This is a genomic window from Amycolatopsis sp. NPDC051758 (assembly GCF_044453095.1).
In the GTDB taxonomy this organism is placed as follows: Bacteria; Actinomycetota; Actinomycetes; order Mycobacteriales; family Pseudonocardiaceae; genus Amycolatopsis.
The window spans coordinates 820,736-844,032 of record NZ_JBITCJ010000003.1 but is presented as its reverse complement, the minus strand read 5'-3'; the positions used below and the strand labels follow the sequence as shown (position 1 = coordinate 844,032).

The window sequence follows — 23,297 nt, the reverse complement described above, 5'->3', positions numbered from 1 at the left end:
AGGTCACAACCGAAGACGGTTCGCGCGACCGACAACCTCCGATGAGAGCCACCCATTTGGCCCATAGGTCGTTGGTAGCGAAGCCCAGCCCGTCGCCGACCACATAGTTAAGATCCGACGTCTCTACGGTTCGTATGTCTGGGCAGCCGCACCGAGTTCAGACAGCTTCCGTAGGCTTGCCGTTGCTTTCAGGGCAGGAAGGGGTCACGTGGACGAGCGACTTCGTGATGTCGCGAAGGGGTCACCGAACTTCGGGCTCCTCTACCCACATCAGCCTCTCTTGTCGATCTATGGCGCTCTCGCCGAGGCGACTGTCTTCACGAATCCGAACTCCTCACTGATTCAGGCTGGCCAGTTCGGTGAAGTCCTGGCCGAGGAGCTCATCACTCGCATCGGAATGCGCATCGACGGCGATCGCCAGGTCGACCGCCTGACCGCTTTGACCAAGGCTGGCGTGCTCGTCAGTGGCATCCGCGACGACTTCGACCAGCTGCGTCGCGACCGAAACAAGGCCGCCCACCGGCACCTCTTCGACACAGCGAACGCCTTGGCCGCCGTGCGGCTCTGCTACAAGCTCGGCCTTTGGTTCCATGATGCGATCGAAGGCCGCCGAACGGTCGCCGAGTTCGTTCCGCCCAAGCAACCCGATAAACACCTGCCGGTTACGAGCCCGGCTGAGCTGACTGAGCTACGCGAAGCCCTCGATGGCCACCGCCAAGCCCTGACCCAGGCCCGCATGCGCCTGGCCGAGTCCACTGATGCCCTGGAGGCCGAGCGCAAGGCGCGGGCCGAGGCTGAACACCTGATCTCCAGCGCAGGGACGAACCAGGCCCAGTTGCTCGATCGAGTCGAGCAACTTACCGCGCAGATCGAAGAGCTGCGAGCTGCCCAGCAGACGAAGTACGACGCCGCTCGACAACAACCTCGACAAGTCGACGCCAAGCGGCGCGAAGCAATCATCCACCGCGCCCAACGTCCCGCGCCACTCAACGAGGTCCAGGCTCGCGAGACCATCGACACGATGCTGCGTGCCACTGGGTGGATTGTCCAGGATCGCGACCAGGTCAACCCGACCGCGGGCCAGGGAGTCGCGGTTCGTGAGTTCACCCTCGCAACCGGACGCGCCGACTACGTGTTGTATGTCGACGGCAAGATCGTCGGTGTCGTGGAGGCCAAACGTGAGGGCGACCATCTATCCAGCGCCGTCGAGCAGAATGACCGATACGCAGCCGGTGTCCTTAAGGAACACCGTCTCGCCGTCTGGCGAGAACCAGAACCTTTCTCCTTTCGCTACGCGACGACCGGTACCGAGACGTACTTCATCAACCGGCTCGACCCATATGCCCGCTCCCGCGAGGTGTTCTCCTTCCATCGCCCGGAGACGGTCGCTGGCTGGATGCTGCGTGCAGACGGAACTCCAGGTGCCCGGACGTTCCGAGCAGCGCTACGCCAACTGCCCATACTCGAACCGAACGGGCTGCGACTTGCCCAGATAGACGCAATCAGCGGTCTGGAGAAATCCCTCGGGGAAGACCGCCCGCGGGCGCTGATCCAGATGGCCACGGGGGCGGGCAAGACGTTCACGGCCGTGGCACAGACCTACCGGCTGCTCAAACACTCCAAAGCACGCCGAGTCCTTTTTCTTGTCGACCGCAACAACCTCGGCAAGCAGGCCTACGACCAGTTCCGCAAGTTCACCACACCTGATGACGGTCGCAAGCTGTCTGACATCTACAACATCGACCGACTTGGGGCGGCGGGACTCCAAGACACATCTTCAGTGGTCATCTGCACCATCCAGAAGATGTACTCGCTGCTGCGCGGAGAAGCACTCGTCGACGACGAGCAGGCAGATGAGGCTGCGGACAGCTTGGCGTACGAGGACACTTACGAAACAGACATGCCTATCGACGTCACCTACAACCCGAATGTGCCGATCGAGTCTTTCGACCTGATCATCATCGACGAGTGCCACAGGTCCATCTATGGCTTGTGGCGGGGTGTCCTGGAGTACTTTGACGCCCATCTAGTCGGCCTGACGGCCACTCCGACAATGCAGACTCTCGGCTTTTTCGGCCGCAATCTGGTTTCTGAGTACACCTACCCACAGGCTGTCGCGGACGGCGTGAACGTCGACTTCGACGTTGTACGAATACGGACTGACCTCCGAGAGAAGGGCGCTGCGACGATCGAATCCGGCACCACAGTTCGGGTGAAGGATCGAAAGACGAGGCGCCAACGCTATCAGGAACTGGACGACGACTTCACTTACACGACCGGGCAGATTGGCCGATCAGTAGTCACGGTGGACGAGATCAGAGCCGTGCTAACCGCCTACCGGGACAACTGGCGCCGCTGGTTCCCCGGCCGCCGTGAACTGCCGAAAACTTTGATCTTTGCGGTCGGCGAGGACCATGCCGAGGACATCCTCGCCCAGGTCAAGGAGGTCTTCGGGCGCGGAGACGACTTCGCGAAGAAGATCACATACAAAAGTCGACAGGCCGGCGAGGACCCGGACGAGTTGATCCGGGCACTGCGGACGTCATCTCGGATGCGGGTCGCCGTCACAGTCGACATGATCGCGACCGGTACTGACGTCAAGGCACTGGAATGCGTGATCTTCCTGCGCGAAGTGCGCAGTGCTGTGCTGTTCGAGCAAATGAAGGGACGCGGTGCCCGAACCATCGACCCGACCGAGCTTCAGGAGGTCACGCCCGAGGCGGACGCCTCCGTGCGTAAAGACCGCTTTGTGCTGGTGGACGCGGTGGGTGTAACAGACTCACCCCTGGTCGACGCCCGCCCCCTCGTACCAGCAGGTGCACAGCAGGTGTCCTTGGCGAAGCTACTGGACAAGGCTGGCACGAAGTCGATCAGCGCAGGCGAGGCGGAGATCTTGGCGGGGAGATTAGCGCGCCTCAACCAGCAGTTGACGGATGAAGAACGCGACCAATTGACACGTACGTCTGGCGGCCGAGCCCTCTCGGAAATCGCGAGCAGCATCGTTAAGGCTGTGGATCCGGACCGGCAGGAACGAGCACAGGAGCAGGGCGGTAAGGCAGCGGCCCGGCAGCTAATCGAGCACGCGATCGCGCCGCTCTTCGAGAGCCCGGAGTTGCGTCGACACATCATCGAGATCCGACGGGATAAAGATTACTTAATCGACGACGCCACGATTGTCAAGATGATGGACGTCAGAGAGGTTCCGCGCGAGGAGCGCGCCCGGGAACAGATCGGCCGCTGGAGCCGACTCCTTGAGGAGGAGCGTGACCGCATCGCTGCGGTCACTATTGCGCTCACGAGCCCGCGCTCCGTTTCGCCCGCGGAAACCTACGCTGCCCTCCAGGAGCTGGCAATAGAGATTCGCCGCCCGCAGTACGCGTGGACGCCACAGGCTTTGTGGACATATTACGAGGATCTAGGCGCAGCGGTGCACGCTGGCGGCGGACGGGAGGCGGGAATTCCCGACCTAATCTCACTTATTCGATATGAGTTAGGTGTAGACCAGGAGTTGCGACTATACCGAGACACGGTCGAAGAACGCTTTGATGCATGGCTGCTGAAGCAACAGCAGGCTGGCGCCGAATTCTCGAACGAGCAATTGTGGTGGCTAGGGTCTATCCGGGATGTGGTGGCGAGTGATGTCGGCATCAGCACGGTCGAAATCAACGCTGAACCCTTCAAGGGGCGCGGTGGCGGACGAGGATTCCAGCATGCGTTTCCGGGTCGGGATGTCCGGTCTTTGCTGAGTGAGTTGAATCGAGAGTTGGCTTGAGCGAATTAGACAAAAACGAACTGCCGCCGGGTTGGGATTGGGCAACCTTGGAATCGCTCCTTTCAGTTGAATCGCGTTCCATTACAGATGGCCCATTCGGCTCCAACCTTAAGTCGGCCCACTACACGCCCAGTGGCGCACGTGTACTTCGACTACAGAATGTGGGCGACGGCGTTTTTCGAGATGAACGGGCCTACGTCAGCCTTGAGCACTTCGAAACACTCAGGAATCACGAAGCAAAGGAAGGCGACCTTATTGTCGCCTCATTGGGAGAAATTCTTCCCCGCGTGGCGATCGTTCCAAAGCTTGACGGTCCGGCAATAGTCAAGGCTGACGTAATACGCGCACGTATACACGAGACCGTGTCGACGAAGTGGGTCCTGTATGCACTACTGTCCCCCTTTGTTCGACGCTATACAGCTTCCAGGATTAAGGGTGTGGGACGTCCTCGATTAGGCTTGGGTGAGATCCGGAAGCTGCCAATTCCTGTGCCGCCGAGCGCGGAGCAGTATCGGATCGTGGATGTCCTCGAAGGCCACCTTTCTCGTCTCGACGCTGCCGCAAGTTCGCTTGGTAACGCCCAACTTCGAGCCAAGTTACTTCGCAAGGCATCCGTTGAGATGGCCATGAACGGTGGCTTTGACGCTTGGGACAATGAGGACGAGTCGATCTCCATTCTCTTGCAACAAGTTGAGAATGAAGTTTCTCAAGTTTCACAAACTAACCGCCGCAAGACGGCTGAGCAAGTTGCACTCAGTCCTTACGTGAGTCCACCTTCGCACTGGTCCATTCGGCCACTCGGGTCCCTTGCTCGTAAGATCGAGTACGGTTCCTCGGCGAAGGCTCACGTAGATCCAGCCGATGGCGACATTCCCGTATTGCGAATGGGGAATATTCAAGACGGACGCCTGGATATGCAGAATCTGAAATATCTGTCATCCGAGCATCGGGATACACAAAAACTGTCTCTTTGTGATGGGGACCTGCTATTTAATCGCACCAATAGTGCAGAACTAGTCGGCAAGTCGGCAGTTTATCGCTCCTCGTTCGGGCCAGCCACCTTCGCCTCATATCTCATCCGCTGCCAGCTCGCGAGTGGCGTTGAGCCGGAATGGGTGAACATGTGCATCAACAGCCCCGAGGGGCGTCGATATATCAATTCTGTTGCGGCTCAACAGGTAGGGCAAGCCAACGTGAACGGAACTAAATTATCGTCCTTCCCGATTCCTTTGCCGCCACATAAAGAACAGCTCCGACTACTTGCAGAGTTGCGTGAATGGAACGACAAGGTCGAGCGCACGTCGAAAGCATCTCAACGTACCCTTGAGCGTGCCGCCTACCTGCGAGAATCCTTACTCAGTCATGCATTCAACGGCAGGCTTGTGCCCCAAGATCCTGCCGACGAGCCTGCGTCCGCACTCCTAGGCCGTATCCATATCGAACGCGAGGTTAAACGCGGCAGGAGCGCGCCCACCCGCGCTGCCCGTAAACCTCGGAAGAGGGTGGCCTCCACGGACGCACCGTCCACACCCTCAACCACCGTATCCACCTTTGCAGTTCAGCAGGAGCTACCGCTGTGACCACCGTCTCCCACATCAAGGCCAACGCGCAAACTAACGCCTTGGTCGTCAAGCTTTGGAACTACTGTAACGTCCTGCGGGATAACGGCCTGTCAACCATAGAATATGTTGAGCAACTCTCGTACCTGCTCTTTCTCAAGATGGCCGACGAGATCGCCTCGGACCCGTTCACCGAACAAGAGGCCAAGACCGTTGTGCCCGCCAAGTACGACTGGCGGTCGCTAGTCCGCCTCAAAGGCATCGACCTCGAAATCCATTACCGCGAGATCCTCGCTGCGCTCGCCAAGAACCCAGGCACCACGCTCGGTACGATCTTCGCCAAGTCGCAGAACCGCATTACCGAGCCTGCACTACTCGAAAAGCTCGTCGTCGACCTAATCGGCAAGGAGGATTGGACAATCCAGGGCACAGACCTCAAGGGTGACGCCTATGAGGGCCTGCTCGCCAAGGGCGCTGAAGACACCAAGACGGGAGCTGGCCAGTACTTCACGCCCCGCGCGCTCATTGACGCCATGGTGGACGTAATGCAGCCGGGGCCGGAAGATACAATAACCGACCCCGCCTGCGGCACCGGTGGGTTCCTCATCGCTGCGCACCACTACATCCGTGAGAATCACATGCGGGAGCTCTCCCGCGAACAACGCCTCGCTCTCGGCTCCGGCAAGATCTGGGGCAACGAACTGGTCACCGGCACTGCTCGCCTCGCCGCAATGAACATGTTGTTGCACGGTATTGGCGACGCCGACGGTCCGTCACTCATCACCGTAGGCGACGCGCTTGCCGAGCTGCCCAAGCGGCACGCCTCGCTCGTCCTCGCCAACCCGCCCTTCGGCAAGAAGTCTTCGATCACCATCGTCGGCACAGACGGCAAAGCGGCGAAGGAGGATATCTCGTACGAGCGAGACGACTTCCGCGCCACGACCACTAACAAGCAACTCAATTTCCTCCAGCACATCATGTCCCTGCTGGAAATGAACGGCCGAGCCGCTGTTGTGCTCCCAGATAACGTGCTCTTCGAAGGAGGCGCGGGCGAGAAAGTACGTCGCCGTCTGCTGGAAGACTTCGACTTGCACACGATCCTGCGCCTACCAACCGGCATCTTCTATGCGGGCGGCGTCAAAGCGAACGTCCTGTTCTTCGAGAAGAAGCCTCCCCGTAGCGGAGACGCTCACAACACCTCGAAGCTGTGGATCTACGACTTGCGTACCGCCAAACATTTCACCCTCAAGCAGCACCCGCTACGCCGCGTGGATTTGGAAGACTTCGTCGAGGTATATCTGCCTGGCAAGCCTCGTAACGAGCGAGTGGAATCGCCGCGCTTCAAGGCTTTCGACTATGACGATCTCGTCGCCCGCGATAAGGTCAACCTCGACATCACCTGGATGGAGGACCTGGCGCTCGACGACGCTAATAGCCTGCTGGCACCCGAGGTGATCGCCCAGGAAATTGTCGAGGACTTGCAGGCTGCGCTTGGTGAGTTCGCCGCGATCACGGAAGCGCTTGGTGGAGAAGTTTCATTCGAAAACGAGGCGAGTGAGCCAGGAGAAACGCTATGAAGTGAGTCGACGTGGGTCGACCTCAATTGGTGAGACGGGAAATTCATGAACAACGCACATCCACAGACGCGCGAGTTCAGGGTATTCCTGAACAACATCGAGTACGCCCGTAAGATGATCCTCGCAGGTCGTAGTCTTGCCGCCTTTGAATCTCCGGTTATCGATATCGACGACTTCTATCGTGCCGCGTGGGTGCAGGCAGTCAGCGCTATCGACCACTGGTTCCACGAGGAGCTATATCGCCGGGTAGCTGAACTGACGGCTGAGGACAGCCCCACGATGCCCTACCAGTTAACGAAGTTCGAGCTGCCGCTTGTAAAGGTCGAGGAGGTACGGCGGGGTACCACGACGCTCGCCGACGCCGTCTCGAAGCACGTCAAGGCGAAGTGGTCGAATGCCGCTCTCCAAAGCCCACGCAAGATCAGCGAGGCGCTCAAGCTTGTCTCCGAGGAGGACATCTGGGACAAGGCTGCAGCTCAGCTCAATGAGTGGAACCACGGCCGTACATCCATGAATTCCCAAACCTTACGGCAGAGGTATAACTCCATCACCGAGCGGAGGAACAAGATCGCGCATGAGGCGGACCTTGTAGATGGCGAGCTGAAGCGCCGGCGGCCTATTTCGGAAGCGGAAGCCGTCGATGCCGTCGACTGGATTGAGCGAATCGCCCTGGCCATCGCTCACGTTCTTGGATAGCGTCGGTGCCATCCACACCACCGGCGACGCGACCGAGACCGCGCGAGTGACGCGTCTCGAGCCAGTCTCACCCGCTGGTCAAGTCCGCCGACGTTCGCTGCGATGGCTACCTGCGGCGGCATGGGACGTTACGAGCCGAGCTACTCTCCGATCCTTAACCGGGCCGGCCGGGACAGTTCACCACTACCGTCAACACGTGCCTCGGAGCCAGCGTGTCATCTGCTGGTTCACCCAGGTCACAAGTCTATAACCAAATGATGGTTCGCCTTGGGTGCGTTGGACGCACCGAACGCCGCATTGGGTGCGCTGGACGCATCGAACGCCACATTGGGGCGCTGCGAACCCGCCGGCCGCGGCCCACCTGATCCCGCGGCTCCCGGAGCACCCGCGCGGCTCCCGCCGTCGGCCGTCTGCAGGCCGGGCGGCTGTTCGGCGTGGTCAGGCGGGCCGCCACAGCCGCCACCCGGTGCCCGCGGTGCGCACCCGGCTCCGGAGTCACTATGTTCATGGTCCGTGACCATGCTGGTGATGACGGGGACCGGGACCGGGGTCGGCAAGACGATCACCACGGCGGCCATCGCGGCGCTGGCGGTGGCCGGCGGGCAGCGGGTGGCCGTGCTGAAACCCGCCCAGACCGGTGTTCGCCCGGACGAGGTCGGTGACCTGCAGGACGTCCTCCGCCTGGCCGGGGACGACGTCACCACCCGTGAGCTGCGCCGTTACCCCGACCCGCTGTCGCCGGAGGCCGCCGCCCGCCGGAGTGGCCTTCCCACGCTCAGCCCCGGTGAGATCGCGCAAGCGGCGTCCGACCTCGACACCGGGCACGACCTCACCCTGATCGAGGGCGCGGGCGGGCTGCTCGTGCGCTTCGACGGCACCGGCGCCAGCCTCGCCGACGTCGCCTGGTCGCTCGGCTCGCTCGTGATCGTCGTGGCCGAGGCCGGCCTCGGCACGCTCAACGCGACCGCCCTCACCGCCGAGGTCGCCACCAAGCGCGGCCTCACCGTCGCCGGGGTGATCATCGGCGCCTGGCCGGCCGAGCCGGACCTCGCGGCGCTGTCCAACCTCGAAGACCTGCCGGTCGCGGCCGGGGCGCCGCTGCTCGGCGTGCTGCCCGCGGGCCTCGGCACGGCGTCGCCGGCGGACTTCCTGGCCGCGGCGCGGGCCGGGCTCTCGCCGTGGTTCGGCGGCGAATTCGACCCCGAGCTTTTTGCCGGGTGCGCTTCTGCCGAGAAGTGACCTGCGTCGCTGTCCCCGTGTGGTGCCTTCGTGCACGATGAGGGACGCTTTCCGCACCGCCCCGAACAAGGAGATGCCGTGACCGCAGTCCCGGACACCGACGTCCTCGCCTACGCGCGCGAGCAGGTCCTCGAAAACGGCGTCGGCCTGGGTGAAGCCGAAGTCCTCGAGCTGCTGCGGCTGCCCGACGACCGGCTGCCCGACCTCCTCGCCCTGGCGCACGAGGTGCGGATGCGCTGGTGCGGGCCGGAGGTCGAGGTCGAGGGCATCATCAGCCTCAAGACCGGCGGCTGCCCCGAGGACTGCCACTTCTGCTCGCAGTCCGGCCGCTTCCCGACGCCGGTGCGCTCGGCGTGGCTCGACATCCCGAACCTGGTCAAGGCCGCCCGCCAGACCGCCGAGACGGGCGCGACGGAGTTCTGCATCGTCGCCGCCGTCCGCGGTCCGGACAAGCGGCTGCTTTCGCAGGTCCGCGAGGGTGTCAAGGCCATCCGTGAGGACGGCAACGACATCCAGATCGCCTGCTCGCTCGGCATGCTCACGCAGGAGCAGGTCGACGAGCTCGTCGAGATGGGCGTGCACCGCTACAACCACAACCTCGAGACGGCGCGCTCGCACTTCCCGTCGGTGGTCACGACGCACACCTGGGAAGAGCGCGCGGACACGCTGCGGATGGTCGCCGCGGCGGGCATGGAGGTCTGCTGCGGCGGCATCATCGGCATGGGGGAGACGGTCGAGCAGCGCGCGGAGTTCGCCGTGCAGCTGGCCGAGCTGAGCCCGCACGAGGTGCCGATGAACTTCCTCATCCCGCAGCCGGGCACGCCGTACGAGAACTACGAAATCGTCGAGGGCAAGGACGCCCTGCGCACGGTCGCGGCGTTCCGCCTCGCGATGCCGCGCACGATGCTGCGTTTCGCCGGCGGCCGTGAGCTGACGCTCGGTGACCTCGGCGCGGAGCAGGGCATGCTCGGCGGGATCAACGCGATCATCGTCGGCAACTACCTGACCAACCTGGGCCGCCCGGCTTCGGCGGACCTCGAGATGCTCGACGAGCTCAAGATGCCCATCAAGGCCCTCAGTGACAGCCTCTGACACACCGGTTCCCGCGACCTTCTGCGTCCACTGTGGACAGACGTCGCCGGGTGGTGCGGACCACCCGGCGTGCCACAACCCGCGGACGGCGCTGGAGCCACCGCGCTACTGCACGTTCTGCGCGCGCCGGCTGGTGGTCCAGGTGAGCCCGCTCGGCTGGACGGCCCGCTGCAGCCGCCACGGCGACACGGCGAGCGGCTGAGGACGTCATGAACGGGTCGTTCATGACGTCCGGCGCGGTGAACGAGTCGTTCACGGCGCCGGCCGAGGTGCGGCGCGGCGACACGGCGAGCGGCTGACGGCGTTCGCACACCGACCGGTTACCCTCGGTGGCAACGCGCAGCAGGAGGGAGTCCGGGTGAGTGAGTCGTCGGGGCCCGCGCACCGGCCGTCGGCCGTGGCCGGTCCGTGGTCGGTGCCCGTGCTGTTCCGGGAGCGGCGGCCGAAGGTCGTCGTCAAGGCGGACATCCTGCCCGCGGTGAGCGTGTTCGGGGTCTTGACCGTGCTCAGCTTCCCGCTCGCCTTCGTGTGGTCGCGGCTCGCGCCGCCGGAACGCGTCCGCATCATCGCCGCCGACGGCACCCAGGGCGCCCTGGAGCTGGAGAGCTGGCACCGCTTCGACGACCTCGCCGTGTTCGGCTTCCTGACCCTGGGGCTCGGGATCGTCGTCGGCGTCGTCGTGTGGCTGCTGCGCGAGCGCCGCGGGCCGGTCGTGTTCCTCGGCGCGGTGCTCGGCGTCGCGCTCGCGAGCGCGCTGGCCATGCTGCTCGGCGTCGGCTGGGCGAACAGCCACTACGCGATCGGCAGCCCGCCCGCGCTCGGCTCGGTGATCGAGCTGGCGCCGCGCCTGGATTCGTGGTGGGTGCTGCTCACCGGCCCGCTCGGCGTGTCGGTCACCTACAGCATGCTGGCCACCTGGAACGGGCGGGACGATCTGGGCCGCCGCCTCGGATGACCGTTTTCCCCTAGGCTGGTGCCCTCGACCACAGGGGGTTCCAGCAGTGACCGAAGACATCGAGGTCTCGCGGCACAACGCCGTCCGTTTCCCGGGCATCAGCCCGCGCGCCTACGAACACCCGGTGGACCGCGGCGCGCTCGCCACGCTGCGCGCGGTGCCCGGGTTCGCCCAGGTCGTCAAGACCGTTTCGGGCTTCTACAACGAGCGCGGCGAGCGGCTGATGGCGCTCGCGTCGTCGATCCGCGTCGGGCCGAAGCAGTACCCGGAGCTCGACCGGCTCCGCCACGAATGCGCCGAGACGCTCGACCTGCCCGCCGTGCCGAACCTGTTCGTCTACCAGGACCCGCGCATCCAGGCGTCGGCCGTCGGCATGGACGAGCCGTTCATCCGGGTCAGCACCGGGCTCGTCGAGCTGATGAGCCACGAGTCGCTGCGGTTCGCGATCGGGCACGAGATGGGGCACGTGCTGTCCGGGCACACGGTCTACCGCACGATCATGGTGCGCCTGATCGGCCTGCAGATGTCGCTGTCGTGGACGCCGGTCAGCGCGCTCGGCATTCGCGCGATCATCGCGGCGCTGCGCGAGTGGTACCGCAAGGCCGAGCTGTCGTGCGACCGCGCCGGGCTGCTGTGCGGCCAGGACCCGACGGCGGCGCTGCGCGCGCAGATCCAGATCGCCGGCGGCGTCGACCCGTCCCGCATCGACATCCCGTCGTTCCTGCAGCAGGCGACCGAGTACGAGTCGGTCGAGGACATCCGCGACAGCTTCCTCAAGCTCAAGTTCGTCGAGACGGAGACCCACCCGTTCGCGGTGGTCCGCGCGGCGCAGCTGCAGCGCTGGGCGGCGTCGGAGGAGTACCGCGCGATCCTCGCGGGCGACTACCCGCGCCGCGACGACGACACCCCGTCCTCGGACTGGAAGGACGACCTGAAGTCGGCGGCCAAGTCGTACAAGGACTCGTGGAACACGTCCACGGACCCGCTGACGAAGGTGTTCAGCGATGTGGGCGAAGCGGTGTCGGGTGCGGCGGGCAAGGTGTGGAACAAGTTCGGCAACGGCGGCGGGAACGGCAACGGCGGCTCTGGTGGCTCGGGGTCCGAGTCTGGTTCCGGTTCCTGACCTGCTCCTGGCTGCTTCTGCCGCGGCTCATGCGCCCCAATGTGGCGTTGGGTGCATCTGACGCACCGAACGCCACATTGGGTGCGTGGGATGCACCGAACGCCGCATTGGGTGCATGGCATGCACCGAACGCCACATTGGGTGCATGGCATGCACCGAACGCCACATTGGGTGCGTTCGGCGCCAGTTGTCCCCAGGCAGGTCCGGTTGTGGACAGCTGGGCCGGGAATCCGCTTCTCGGCCGGTTTTGTCGGCGCGGGTCGATAAACTGGACCGGGGTCAGCCCCCAGGGAAGGGCGGGGCCCTGGGCTGCGGTCAGTTCAGGCTGGCCGGGCGGCTCATGTCCGTGAGCTCGCCCGGTGGCAGCGGCACCGCGCCGAGCGTGTTCAGGAAGCCCGCCTCGCGCGTCAGCAGGCGGCAGGCGATGCGCAGGCGGCGCAGCGGGTGGCGTTCCTCCAGCAGGCGCTGGCGGTCCTCCAGCGGGAGCAGGCAGTCCGCGGCCAGCTGGTAAGCCAGCTCTGCGAGCTCGGTGTCCGCCGGCGGTGGGGTCCAGTCGTCGCTGCGCCACGCCGTTTCGCAGTAGCGCTGGTGGGCGCCGCGCGCGACCACCGCCAGGCGCTCGGCCATGTCGCCGGACGGGGCCACCGGGTCGTCGTCGACCCACTCGACCGACGCGATCAGGTACGGCGCCGAAACGCAGTCCAGATCCTGCAGCCGGAAGCGGCGCACGGCCTGGGTCACGACGTCGAAACGGCCGTCCGGCAGGCGCTTCGCCTCGCGCAGCACCGTGCTGCAGCCGATCTCGTACAGCTGGTCCAGACCACGGACCTCGCGGGTCAGCGACGACCGCAGGGCGACGACGCCGAACTCGCGGCCGGGCACCGTGCCGCTGACGAGGTCGGCGGTCAGCTGCCGGTACCGCGGTTCGAAGATGTGCAACGGGAGCTTCGTTCCCGGGAGCAGCACCGTCTGCAACGGGAACAACGGCAGGATCGTCGTCGTCGCGCTGCTTTCCGGTTCCGGCTCGGTCACGCGTCAACCGTAAGGGGAGAACGCTGCGCCCGCAGCACGGTCACCGGTTCGGCGGCTTGAACACCGCAAACGGATCGGTGATCTGCATGCCCTTGCCGGCGAAGGAGAAGAGGGCCGCCGGGCGCCCGCCGGCGCGGCCCGGCGCGGCCGTGTGACCAGTGGGAACCAGCAGCCCGCGCCGTGACAGCACCCGCTGCAGGTTGGTCGCCGAGACGCGGTAGCCCAGCGCCGCCGAATAGAGCCCGCGCAGCGCGGAAATCGTGAACTCCTCCGGCGCCAGGGCGAACCCGAGGTTGCTGTAGCAGAGCTTGGACCGGAGCCGGTCGCGTGCTCGAAGCACGATCGACTCGTGGTCGAACGCCGTACGAGGCAGCTTCGCGATGTCGTGCCATTCGGTGTCCTCGGGCACCTCCGGGTCGACGTCGGAGGGGACCAGCGCGAGGAACGCCGTCGCGACCACGCGCGGGCCGGGGACGCGGTGCGGGTCGCTGAACACCGCGAGCTGCTCGACGTGTTTCAGCTGGCGGACGTCGACTTTCTCGGCGAGCTGGCGCCGGATGGACGTTTCGACGTCCTCGTCGGGCCGCAGCCGCCCGCCCGGGAGTGACCAGCGGCCGAGGTGCGGATCGAGCGCGCGCCGCCACAGCAGCACCCGGAGTGTGTCCGAGCGCACTTGAACGACCGCTCCCAAAACCTCGTGGGCGAGGGGGGCCTGGGTGTTAAGATGACTTCGCACGGTTTTCGATTATAAGGCGAAAACCGGAGACAGGTCCAGGAGGGCCAGATGACCACCACGTTGGTTCCGGAAGGTCTCACCCCGTTCGGCGGGGTCGAGGCGAACGCCGCCTGGGCGGAGGAGGTGCGGCGCCTGGCGAAGCAGCGCGACGCGGTCCTGCTCGCGCACAACTACCAGGTCCCGGAGATCCAGGACATCGCCGACCACACCGGCGACTCGCTCGCGCTCAGCCGCATCGCGGCGAGCAGCGACGCGTCCACCATCGTCTTCTGCGGTGTGCACTTCATGGCCGAGACCGCGAAGATCCTCGCCCCCGAGAAGACCGTCCTGATCCCGGACGCGCGGGCCGGCTGCTCGCTGGCCGACTCCATCACCGGAGCCGAGCTGCGGGCCTGGAAGGCCGAGCACCCGGGCGCCGTCGTCGTCTCCTACGTCAACACGACGGCCGAGGTGAAGGCCGAAACGGACATCTGCTGCACGTCGTCCAACGCGGTCGACGTTGTCGCCTCCATCCCTGCTGACCAGGAGGTTCTCTTCCTGCCGGATCAGTTCCTCGGCGCGCACGTCAAGCGCGTGACCGGCCGGGAGAACATGCACATCTGGGCGGGGGAGTGCCACGTCCACGCGGGCATCAACGGTGCCGAACTGGCCGCCCGCGCGGCCGAGAACCCGGACGCCGACCTGTTCATCCACCCCGAGTGCGGCTGCGCGACGTCGGCGCTCTACCTGGCCGGCGAGGGCGCCGTGGCGCCGGACCGGGTCAAGATCCTCTCGACCGGTGACATGGTCCACGAGGCCCGCGACACGAAGGCCAAGTCGGTCCTGGTGGCCACCGAGATCGGCATGATCCACCAGCTGCGCAAGGCCGCGCCGGGCATCGACTTCCGCGCGGTGAACGATCGTGCGTCCTGCCGGTACATGAAGATGATCACCCCGGCGGCGCTGCTGCGCTGCCTGCGCGAAGGTCTCGACGAGGTCCACGTCGATCTCGAAACCGCCGCCCGCGCCAAGGCGTCGGTGCAGCGGATGATCGAGATCGGGCAGCCTGGCGGCGGAGAATGACCACGTCGGTTAATGACTTACGGGCGAAAACCCCGGTTTGGGAAGCCCGCGCGGATCTGGTCGTGATCGGCAGTGGTGTCGCGGGCCTGACGGCGGCGCTGCGCGCGCAGGCTCTCGGGCTGCACGTCCTGGTGGTCACCAAGGCGGCCGTCGCGGACGGCAACACACGCTGGGCCCAGGGCGGCGTCGCGGTGGTCCTGGAGGATCAGCACGACCTCGACGACTCGGTCGCCAAGCACGCGGAGGACACCCTCACCGCAGGGGCCGGGCTGTGCGACGAAGCTGCCGTCGGCTCGATCCTCGACGGCGGCCCGGCCGCGGTCGCCCGGCTCCGCGCGGACGGCGCGAAGTTCGATTCTTCCGGAGACGGCCTGCTGGCCCGCGCCCGCGAGGGCGGGCACAGCGCGTTCCGCGTCATCCACGCGGGCGGCGACGCCACCGGCGCCGAGGTCGAGCGCGCCCTGGTCGCGCAGGCCGGGCAGGTGCGGGTGCCGGTGCTCGAACACCACATCGCCGTCGACGCGCTCCGCACGCCGGGCGGGCGGGTCGCCGGGGTGACGGTTCTCGACCACAACGGCGTGCTCGGTGTCGTCCGGGCGCCGGCGGTGCTGCTGGCCAGCGGCGGGATCGGGCAGCTCTACCAGGCGACGTCGAACCCCGAGATCGCCACCGGTGACGGGCTCGCGCTCGCGCTGCGGGCCGGGGCGACCGTCGCGGACATCGAGTTCGTCCAGTTCCACCCGACGGTGCTCTACACGCCGGGTGCGCGCGGCCGCTGCCCGCTCGTCACCGAGGCGGTGCGCGGCGAGGGGGCGACCCTGGTCGACGGCGCCGGCTTTTCGGTCATGGCGGGTGTGCATCCGCTCGGCGACCTCGCGCCGCGTGACGTCGTCTCGGCGGCCATCACCCGCCGGATGGGGACGGCGCCGGGCGGTGTCGACGACCACGTCTTCCTCGACGCGACCGGGATCGCCGGGTTCGCCCAGCGCTTCCCGACGGTGTTCGCGGCGTGCGGGGTGCTGGGGCTCGACCCGGCACACGACCCGATCCCGGTGACCCCGGCGGCGCACTTCTCGTGCGGCGGCGTGGTGACCACTGTGGACGGACGGTCGTCGGTGCCCGGTCTGTACGCCGCCGGTGAGGTGGCGCGGACCGGCCTGCACGGCGCGAACCGGTTGGCGTCCAACAGTTTGCTCGAAGGGCTGGTCGTCGGGCAGCGCGTTGCGGAGGCCGTCATGGCGGACCTGGCCGCAGGTCTGCTGGCGGATCCTTCTCGGGGTCGGCTGCCGTCGTGGACGACCGCGCCGGCCGCCGACCGCGACTCGCTGCAGCGTGTGATGAGCCGGTACGCGGCGATCGGCCGCGACGCCGACGGGCTGGCGGCGGCGGGTTCGGTGCTCGACCTGTCCGTCCAGGACAGTCCCTTGTGGACACACGCGGCGGTCGAGGACGCGGCGCTGACCGTGGTGGCGCAGGCGTTGCTCACCGCGGCCGTCCGGCGCACCGAGTCGCGCGGCTGCCACGTGCGCACCGACTTCCCGGCGCCGGACGACCGGTGGCGGCGCAGTCAGCACGTCCGGCTCAGCCCGTCCGGCCAGCCGGTGCTGGCGGACCCGATCCCCCTGGAGGGTGTGGCATGACGTTCCCGATCTCCGAACCGGTCCTCCGCCTGATCGCCGCTTCGGGCCTCGACGTCGAAGACGTGAAGCGCGTCGTCACGACGGCGCTGGGCGAAGACCTGCGATACGGGCCCGACGCGACCACCGCGTCGACCGTGCCGGAAGACGCGACCGCGCTGGCCGAGCTGACGCCGCGGGTCGACGGTGTGGTCGCCGGGCTGCCGGTGGCCCTGGCCGTGTTCGACATGGTGCTGGGTGAGGACTACGAAGTGCTGGCCGGGCGCGAGGACGGCGATCGGCTGGTCGCGGGGGAGCCCGCGCTGGTGCTGCGCGGCCCGGTCCGCGGGCTGCTCACCGCCGAGCGCACGGCGCTGAACCTGCTCTGCCACCTGTCCGGCGTCGCCACCGCGACCGCCGCCTGGGTGTCCGAAGTGGACGGTACCGGTGCCGCGATCCGGGACTCCCGCAAGACGTTGCCGGGGCTGCGGCTGCTGCAGAAGTACGCCGTCCGCTGCGGCGGCGGGGTGAACCACCGGCTCGGCCTGGGTGACGCGGTGCTGATCAAGGACAACCACGTCGTCGCGGCGGGATCGGTGACGGCGGCGCTCGCCGCGGCCCGGGCGCACGCGCCGGAACTGCCGTGCGAGGTGGAGGTCGACACGCTCGAGCAGCTCGAGGAGGCCTTGGCCGCGGGAGCGGACGAGGTGCTGCTGGACAACTTCACGCCGGACGAGTGCCGGCAGGCGGTGGCGCGCCGCGACGAAGTCTCCCCGAAGACGCGGCTGGAATCCTCTGGTGGGCTCACCCTCGACCGTGGTAAAGCCTACGCCGAGTCCGGTGTGGACTATCTGTCGGTGGGCGGGCTGACCCACTCGTCACCCGCGTTGGATCTGGGCATGGACCTTCGCTGACGGGCCTTTCCCGGCTAGACTGACCGGTGGCGGAAGTCCTTTTCCGCCACCGGCTTTCGGGAGGATTCGGGTGCGGTTCGCAGCGGCGCTCGCGGCGGCGGGCCTGATGGTGGTCGGGCTGCCCGTGGCGGCCTCCGCGGCCCCCGAAGCGCAGTGCGCGAACCCCTCCGGCACCTACACCGGCGCGGTCCCGTGGGGCCAGCGCCTGGTCGACCCCGCGCGGCTCTGGCCGCTGACCCGGGGGGCCGGCCAGCTGGTGGCCGTCATCGGCACCGGCGTCGACGGGCTCAACGGCCAGTTCGCGCCCGGGCAGCTCGAAGGCGGCGCGGGCACCGAAAGCTCCGACTGCGACGGCCGCGGCACGATCGCGGCCGGGATCGTCGCCGCGCAACCGGATCCGTCGACGACGTTCGCCGGTGTTGCACCGGGAGCGCGTCTCCTGCCGATCCGGTACACCGACAGCTCGTCGAGGGACGGCGGTGACCCGGGCGCGCTGGCCGGGGCGATCGACACGGCCGTCGACCGGCGGGCGGGGGTCATCCTCGTGGCCGTCCCGGCGGCGTTCGACAGCCCGGCGCTTTCCGGGGCGGTGGCGCGGGCGCGTGCGGAAGGCTCGGTGGTCGTCTCGGCGGCGTCGGCGACCCAGCAGGGCACGCGGACGTACCCGACGGCGACGACCGGCGTCCTGGCCGTCGGGTCGGTGAACCCCGCGGGTGAGCCGGTGCAGACCGAAGCGGGGGACTACGTCGGTGTCGCCGCGCCCGGCGCGGAGCTGGTCAGCACGTCGGCGGGCGCGGGTGGCGCGGTCGCGCACCGCTTCCCGGTGACCGACCCGGGCCTCGCGGCGGCGTATGTCGCCGGGGTCGCGGCGCTGGTCCGCGCGTACCACCCGGAGCTCACCGGCGACCAGGTCCTCACCCGGCTCACGCTCACCGCGCACCGCCCGGCTTCGGGTGGCCACGACCCGCGTCTGGGCTGGGGAGTCCTGGACGCCTACGCGGCGGTGTCCTCGACGTTGCCGGCCGACGCGGCCCCGCCGGGCTCGGTCGTTTCGCTCGGGAAGGGACCCGCGGTGGTCCCGGCCGCGGCGCCGGTCCCGGCGTCGTCGGACATCGCGGCGGGCACGATCGCGCTGGCCGGCGTGGCCCTGGCCGCGGCTGCCGGGGTTGCGGTCGCGGCCGTTCGACGGGCCCGCAAGCGAGGCTGGCGCCCCTCCCGCTTCACTCCGTAGGCCGTGTCGCCCCTCCAATCACGAGTGATGCCCCTCCAATCACGCGAGTTACGCGCTCAATCACGCGAGATCCGCCTCTGATCACGCGAGTTCGGTGTACCGGAACGGCGAACTCGCGTACCTGGACGGACGACTCGCGTACCCAGACGGTCGACTCGCGTACCTGGACGGACGACTCGCGTACCCAGACGGTCGGTTCGCGTACCTGGAGGGTCGGGTCGGGTGATCAGGCGCGGGATTCGCGTGATTGGGGAGCGATCTCGCGTGATTGGAGGGGCATCTCGCGTGATTGGCGGGGCATCTCGTCAGGCGGGGACGGGGCGGGTGGAGCCGATGATCGCGACCGCGTGGCTCGCGCGGGCGACGTGCACCGTGAAGTCCGCGCCTTCGCGGCTGAAGCGGGCGATCAGCTCGCGCGGGGTGCTGCGGTCGTGGGCCTGCCAGCCGCGCTGCTCCAGCGTCGGGAGGATCACCTCGGTCAGGCGGCGTTCCGGCTCGCCGGGGTGTTCGAGCCGGACGCCGTACTGCCAGCACAGCAGGTTGCCGGGCCGGGTCGGGTCGCAGTCGAGCTCGCCGTTCACCGTCGGGTCCGCCGCATCGCCGAACACCGCCGCGACGCCGTTGATCACGTCCGTCAGCTCACCCGCCAGGCGGTCCAGTTCGACGCTCATCGCAGCACACCCCCGTTGTTGAGGAACTCGACGCCGTTCTCGAGGATGCCATTCGGGTCGAACGTGCCGTTGGCCGTGGTCGGCCCGCCGGTGACGACGCGGTACATGTTCGTCCACGACTCCGAACCCGGCTTGAGCACGTCACTGTGCGACGAAAGCCCCCACAGCTGCTCCCCGTCGGCGGAGCGGCCGGTTTCCAGCTCGGTGACGCCGGGGAAGGTGTCCGGGTCCGCGCCGTGGCCGATGCCGGTCCACTCCAGGCCCCACGCGTTGCCCTGCGCGACCTCGATCGGGTCGAGCGGCGCGGTCATCGAGAACCGCTGCACCCCCGCCTGGCTCGCCGGCAGGTCGGCCGGCGACCACACGCCGTGGCCCATGCCCGCCGATTCGACGTGCAGGACACGGTCGACGTCGAGGCCCTGCGTCTCGGCCAGCCCGACGGTCGCGCCGCCGTAGCTGTGCCCGATCGCGGTCAGCGTGACGTCGGAACCGGCGTGGCCGGCGATCTCGCCGCGCAGGTCGTCGGTGAAGTGCTTCAGGTCCGGCGCCATCGCCTCCGCGTAGCTCGCGGACGGCCCCTGCACCACCGGGTTCTGCGGGAACACCCCGTCGGCCCAGACGACCATCGCGGTCCGCCCGGTCGGGTCCGCGGCCACCAGGCTGCGCCCGAGGCCGGCGTAGGCGTCGAAGTTGGACATCTGCGTGTTGACGCCGGGCACGAACAGCCCGACGTTGCGCGTCCCCGGCTCGATGTGCCCGACCAGCTCGGCGATCCGGCCGTTGCCCGACGGGTCGAACTTCAGGATCTGCCGGTTGTTGGCCAGGATGTCTTCGTAGAGCGAGATCCGCGCCTGCGAGCGCTTGATCTCGTCGGCGTCGGTCAACGACGCCAACCGGGAGCGCTCGGCCGTCAGCGCGTCCGAGACCTTCGCGCGGTTGGCGGTGATCGCCCGGCCCCACGCGCCGGTGTCGGCCGCGCCGCCGATGCCCGCCGGGTTCCCGGCGGCCGGCAGCGGATCCTCGGGCATCAGGGCCCGGTACATCGCGGCGACCTGCGCGTCGGCGCGGCGGTACCCGGCGGCCGACGTGGTCAGTCCACTTTGGAGCTTGCGAAGCGCCGTCACGTCGGAGCCGAGCTTCCCGCCCAGCTCCGTCATCGTCTTCTCGAACGTCTTGGCCGCGGCGGTGGACGCGCTGACGTGGCCGAAAGCCGTGGCCGGCACCTTCTCACCCGCCACCGCGGACTGCGCCGAGGAAAGCGTTTCCGCCCGCGTGCCGAACTCGCCCGCCACGGTGTCGAGGCGGGCCGGGGCGACACGATAGCCGGCAGCCGTCACGGCCCGCCTCCATTCTCGATGAGTCAGCGTGTGATCAGTAGGCTTCCGGCTCTTCGCCGATCACCGGCGGCGCGACCGGGGCGGACTGGCCCCAGACGTTCTCCGTCTCCACGAGCCACGCCGGGATCCGGCGCCCGGACCCCATGTCCCCGCCGCCGCCCATGCCCATCGGCATCATGGGCATCATCGGCATCGCGCCCTTGGCGGCCGCCGCGCCCGCGGCCCCGGCCGCACCGCCGGCGAGCCCGGACAGGGCGTTGCCCGCGCCGCCGTCGCCGGCCAGGCCGGAGTGGGCCGCCGGACCGTCGCCGCCCCCGCCGATGCCGCCGATCCCGCCGGGAACGCCGCCGCCGATCGACGGTGCGTCACCCCCACCGATCGGGATGCCGCCGCCGGCGCCGCCTTCGACCCCCGCGCCGCCACCGCCGAGCTTCGTGCCGGGCTCTTCTTCCTTGCCGTCCTTGGGATCCTTGCCGGTGGCCCACGACGGCACCTTCGGCATGATCGAGCCGAACCGGCCGAACGCGGCGGCCGAGGCCGCGGCCAGCCCGGCGGTGAACATGTCGCCGAACAGCGGGTTGGACGTCGGCACGGTCGTCCCCGGCTGCTGCGGTGTGCCCGTCGACGGCAGCGGGTGCCCGTCGGCCGGGGTGACGACCACACCGGGATCGGTGACGCCGTTGCCGACGAGCCCGGGCGAACCCGCGGTTCCCGCGCCGCCGCCCGCGGGCGGGGTGGTCGGCGTCTGCACGGCGTTCGGCGAAGCCGGGATCGAGTCCTCGGCGGTGGTGTACTGGCCGGCCAGCTCGGTCATCACGACGATCGCCTTGCCGTGCGCGGATCCCGCGGCGTTGGCGGCGGCCTGCTGCGCCTCGACGTTGGTGATGGCCTGCTGGCGCTGCTGCGCGGCGGCCTGCATCACGGCGGGCGAGGCGTCCGGCGGCAGCAGCGGCGGGTTCACCGCGAGCGCGACGTCGGCGGGCGAGACGTCCGGCACCGACACCGGCGGCGGCATCTCCTTCTTGGCCTTGACCAGCGCGTCGGCGGCGTCGTCGAGCATCACGTTCATCGCCTCGGCGGTCTGCGCCACCTTGGAGATGCCGTTCGCCAGGTCGACGATCATCCGCTGGTACTGGTCGGCCGCGCCGCCGGTCCACTCGTCCTTGAACTCGGTCAGCTCGGAGTTCAGGTTGTGGGACTGCTCGTGCAGGTGCAGCGCGGCGGACTTCCACTTGTCGGCGGCGTGCCGCGCGCTGTTCGGGTCGCCGGCCTGGAGCATCGCGTAGAGCTGCTGGTGGCTGTACGCGGCGAAGTTGGTGTGCGCGGTGTTCGTCATCCCTTGCGGCTCCCGTCCGAGTCACCGAGTCCCAGCAGGCCGAGCACCGGGTCGAGCAGGCCGGTGACCGCGCCCGAGCTGTGCAGGTCGCCGGCCACCGACTGGTCGGCGTTCTGGTAACCGTCGGCGACCGTGGTGGTGACGTCCTGCGCGAACCCGATCGCGCTGCGGACCTGGTCGAGCAGGCCCTGCATCTCCGAGACCGCGGCCCGGTGGGCGTCGGCCAGCGACCCGGCCTCGCCGAACTCGCCGAACAGCAGCGGTTCCTGGCCGAGGGTGAGCAGGAAGTCGTTCGGTTTGGACATCGCGTGGATCTGGGTCTCCAGCTCCCGCACGAAGTCCTTCAGCGATTCCAGGTGGACGTAGTACGACTGGTCGTGCATCGGGTCCCGGCTCTCTGGTCGCACTTTCTCAGGTACGGAGGAAAGCCGGTCGGCCGGTGCGAGCGGGGGGTTTCCCGCACCGGCCGACCGACGTCTGGGCGCGGATCAGCCCGCGAACAGCCCCTGGTTGCGGTTCTCCAGGCTCTGCTGGAGGTCGTGGGCCTCGCCGACCTTGCCGCCGAACTGCGCGATGATGGCGACGATGTCCGCGGTGGCCTGGCGCAGCCGGGTCTCCGACTGGCGAGCGGCGTCACCGGCGGAGCTGCCGGAGGCGTACCAGGTCGCGGTGATGGGCTGGAGGTTCTGGTGCAGCTGCTCCAGCTGCGAGGTGAGTGCCTTGGCCTTGGCGGCCAGGGACGCCGAGCTGTGCTGCAGCGCGGCGAAGTTGATTTCGACGACGTCGGCCATCGGTACGTCCTCTCGGGTCAGGGGTTGAGGCGGGGGATCACGCCCGAGCCCTCGAGGGAGTTGCCGACCCCCTGGAAGCTCTGGTGGACGTCGGCGTCGCCGCGGCCGTAGTTCTGGTGGCTGGTGTGCACGAGCTGCGACATGGTGTCGAGCTCCTTCACCGCCACCGTCATCTTCTCCTGGAGCCGGCGCTGCAGGTCCCAGAACGCAACAGCCTGGTCACCCTTGTAGTTGCGCAGCGCCTCGGTCAGCTCGGACTCCAAGCTGGCCATCGTGGACTTGGCGTTCGTCGCGGTTTCCTCGAAACCCTGGACGGCGCGCGTCATGGCAGCGGAATCTGCCTGGAATCCCGGACTGGACATCGACGGGCCACCTCCTTCCTGAAGCGAATTCCCCTGGCGCGGCGGTCCGCCGCGGTGTGAAACTCACGCTAGGAAAGAGCATGGTGTGGTCAAACGGCACAACTGCCGGTCGCACTGACGGCACTTATACCCACAGGGGTGGTCCCGCCTCCGGACGGGGGCGCGCTCCAGTGCCCGCCGACGCGGTCCCAGCCCG

The 23,297-nt window shown here is 67.8% G+C and carries 21 protein-coding genes; 13 read left to right on the top strand and 8 right to left on the bottom strand.

Translation table 11 applies throughout. The annotated features are described in order from the left end of the window. Positions 1-208 precede the first annotated feature (208 nt). The 9 genes from ACIA5G_RS19340 (at position 209) to ACIA5G_RS19300 (ending at position 12,013) form a co-directional block, all read left to right on the top strand. Positions 209-3,772: a DEAD/DEAH box helicase family protein gene (locus ACIA5G_RS19340; RefSeq protein ID WP_395924839.1), complete on the top strand. Its 3,564-nt coding sequence runs from the start codon at positions 209-211 to the stop codon at positions 3,770-3,772. Next, the gene (locus tag ACIA5G_RS19335; RefSeq protein WP_395924837.1) at positions 3,769-5,352 is read left to right on the top strand and encodes a restriction endonuclease subunit S; all 1,584 of its coding nucleotides are present in this window, start codon (positions 3,769-3,771) and stop codon (positions 5,350-5,352) included. Before ACIA5G_RS19340 ends, ACIA5G_RS19335 begins: the two co-directional genes overlap by 4 nt. Further along, a complete protein-coding gene (locus ACIA5G_RS19330; RefSeq protein WP_395924834.1) occupies positions 5,349-6,908 on the top strand; it encodes an N-6 DNA methylase in 1,560 nt (519 codons plus the stop codon). The genes ACIA5G_RS19335 and ACIA5G_RS19330 overlap by 4 nt, the downstream gene beginning before the upstream one ends. A 45-nt stretch (positions 6,909-6,953) precedes the next feature. Beyond that, the gene (locus tag ACIA5G_RS19325; protein ID WP_395924832.1) at positions 6,954-7,604 is read left to right on the top strand and encodes a hypothetical protein; all 651 of its coding nucleotides are present in this window, start codon (positions 6,954-6,956) and stop codon (positions 7,602-7,604) included. Between the two features lie 513 nt (positions 7,605-8,117). Beyond that, positions 8,118-8,843: a dethiobiotin synthase gene (bioD, locus tag ACIA5G_RS19320; RefSeq protein ID WP_395924830.1), complete on the top strand. Its 726-nt coding sequence runs from the start codon at positions 8,118-8,120 to the stop codon at positions 8,841-8,843. Positions 8,844-8,921: 78 nt separating this feature from the next. Then, positions 8,922-9,935 (top strand): biotin synthase BioB, encoded by a 1,014-nt coding sequence (bioB, locus tag ACIA5G_RS19315; RefSeq protein WP_395924828.1) that lies wholly within the window; start codon positions 8,922-8,924, stop codon positions 9,933-9,935. Next, a complete protein-coding gene (locus ACIA5G_RS19310) occupies positions 9,922-10,137 on the top strand; it encodes a hypothetical protein (RefSeq protein ID WP_395924826.1) in 216 nt (71 codons plus the stop codon). The genes bioB and ACIA5G_RS19310 overlap by 14 nt, the downstream gene beginning before the upstream one ends. A 156-nt stretch (positions 10,138-10,293) precedes the next feature. Beyond that, positions 10,294-10,890, top strand: coding sequence for a DUF2567 domain-containing protein (locus ACIA5G_RS19305; protein WP_395924824.1), 597 nt, complete (start codon positions 10,294-10,296; stop codon positions 10,888-10,890). Positions 10,891-10,936: 46 nt separating this feature from the next. Further along, positions 10,937-12,013, top strand: a complete 1,077-nt coding sequence (locus ACIA5G_RS19300; RefSeq protein WP_395924822.1) for a M48 family metallopeptidase — start codon at positions 10,937-10,939, stop codon at positions 12,011-12,013. A 315-nt stretch (positions 12,014-12,328) separates the two neighbouring features. Here the strand turns inward: ACIA5G_RS19300 and ACIA5G_RS19295 are convergent, their stop codons facing one another. After that, positions 12,329-13,045, bottom strand: a complete 717-nt coding sequence (locus tag ACIA5G_RS19295) for an LON peptidase substrate-binding domain-containing protein (RefSeq protein ID WP_395924820.1) — start codon at positions 13,043-13,045, stop codon at positions 12,329-12,331. Positions 13,046-13,085: 40 nt separating this feature from the next. Beyond that, on the bottom strand, positions 13,086-13,718 hold the full coding sequence (locus ACIA5G_RS19290; RefSeq protein WP_395924818.1) for an NUDIX domain-containing protein: 633 nt from the start codon (positions 13,716-13,718) through the stop codon (positions 13,086-13,088). A gap of 111 nt (positions 13,719-13,829) precedes the next feature. Here ACIA5G_RS19290 and nadA point away from each other — a divergent pair, with 111 nt between their 5' ends. The 4 genes from nadA to ACIA5G_RS19270 all read left to right on the top strand — a co-directional run bounded on the left by nadA (position 13,830) and on the right by ACIA5G_RS19270 (position 18,604). Continuing rightward, complete coding sequence (gene nadA, locus ACIA5G_RS19285) at positions 13,830-14,843, top strand: quinolinate synthase NadA (RefSeq protein ID WP_395924816.1); 1,014 nt, start codon at positions 13,830-13,832, stop codon at positions 14,841-14,843. Then, complete coding sequence (locus ACIA5G_RS19280) at positions 14,840-16,483, top strand: L-aspartate oxidase (RefSeq protein WP_395924814.1); 1,644 nt, start codon at positions 14,840-14,842, stop codon at positions 16,481-16,483. Before nadA ends, ACIA5G_RS19280 begins: the two co-directional genes overlap by 4 nt. Further along, complete coding sequence (gene nadC, locus ACIA5G_RS19275) at positions 16,480-17,373, top strand: carboxylating nicotinate-nucleotide diphosphorylase (RefSeq protein WP_395924812.1); 894 nt, start codon at positions 16,480-16,482, stop codon at positions 17,371-17,373. The genes ACIA5G_RS19280 and nadC overlap by 4 nt, the downstream gene beginning before the upstream one ends. A 106-nt stretch (positions 17,374-17,479) precedes the next feature. After that, the gene (locus ACIA5G_RS19270) at positions 17,480-18,604 is read left to right on the top strand and encodes a S8 family serine peptidase (protein WP_395924965.1); all 1,125 of its coding nucleotides are present in this window, start codon (positions 17,480-17,482) and stop codon (positions 18,602-18,604) included. Positions 18,605-18,909: 305 nt separating this feature from the next. On the opposite strand, the gene ACIA5G_RS19265 is transcribed toward ACIA5G_RS19270, so the two are convergent. The 6 genes from ACIA5G_RS19265 to ACIA5G_RS19240 form a co-directional block, all read right to left on the bottom strand. Beyond that, positions 18,910-19,275, bottom strand: coding sequence for a hypothetical protein (locus ACIA5G_RS19265; RefSeq protein WP_395924810.1), 366 nt, complete (start codon positions 19,273-19,275; stop codon positions 18,910-18,912). Beyond that, complete coding sequence (locus ACIA5G_RS19260) at positions 19,272-20,612, bottom strand: alpha/beta hydrolase (protein ID WP_395924808.1); 1,341 nt, start codon at positions 20,610-20,612, stop codon at positions 19,272-19,274. Before ACIA5G_RS19260 ends, ACIA5G_RS19265 begins: the two co-directional genes overlap by 4 nt. A gap of 34 nt (positions 20,613-20,646) precedes the next feature. Then, a complete protein-coding gene (locus ACIA5G_RS19255) occupies positions 20,647-21,948 on the bottom strand; it encodes a WXG100 family type VII secretion target (RefSeq protein WP_395924806.1) in 1,302 nt (433 codons plus the stop codon). After that, the gene (locus ACIA5G_RS19250; RefSeq protein ID WP_395924804.1) at positions 21,945-22,331 is read right to left on the bottom strand and encodes a hypothetical protein; all 387 of its coding nucleotides are present in this window, start codon (positions 22,329-22,331) and stop codon (positions 21,945-21,947) included. Before ACIA5G_RS19250 ends, ACIA5G_RS19255 begins: the two co-directional genes overlap by 4 nt. 105 nt (positions 22,332-22,436) lie before the next feature. Next, entirely contained in the window at positions 22,437-22,739 is a 303-nt protein-coding gene (locus ACIA5G_RS19245) for a hypothetical protein (protein WP_020644701.1), read from the bottom strand. Between the two features lie 17 nt (positions 22,740-22,756). Next, entirely contained in the window at positions 22,757-23,101 is a 345-nt protein-coding gene (locus tag ACIA5G_RS19240; protein WP_086856673.1) for a WXG100 family type VII secretion target, read from the bottom strand. Positions 23,102-23,297 lie beyond the last annotated feature (196 nt).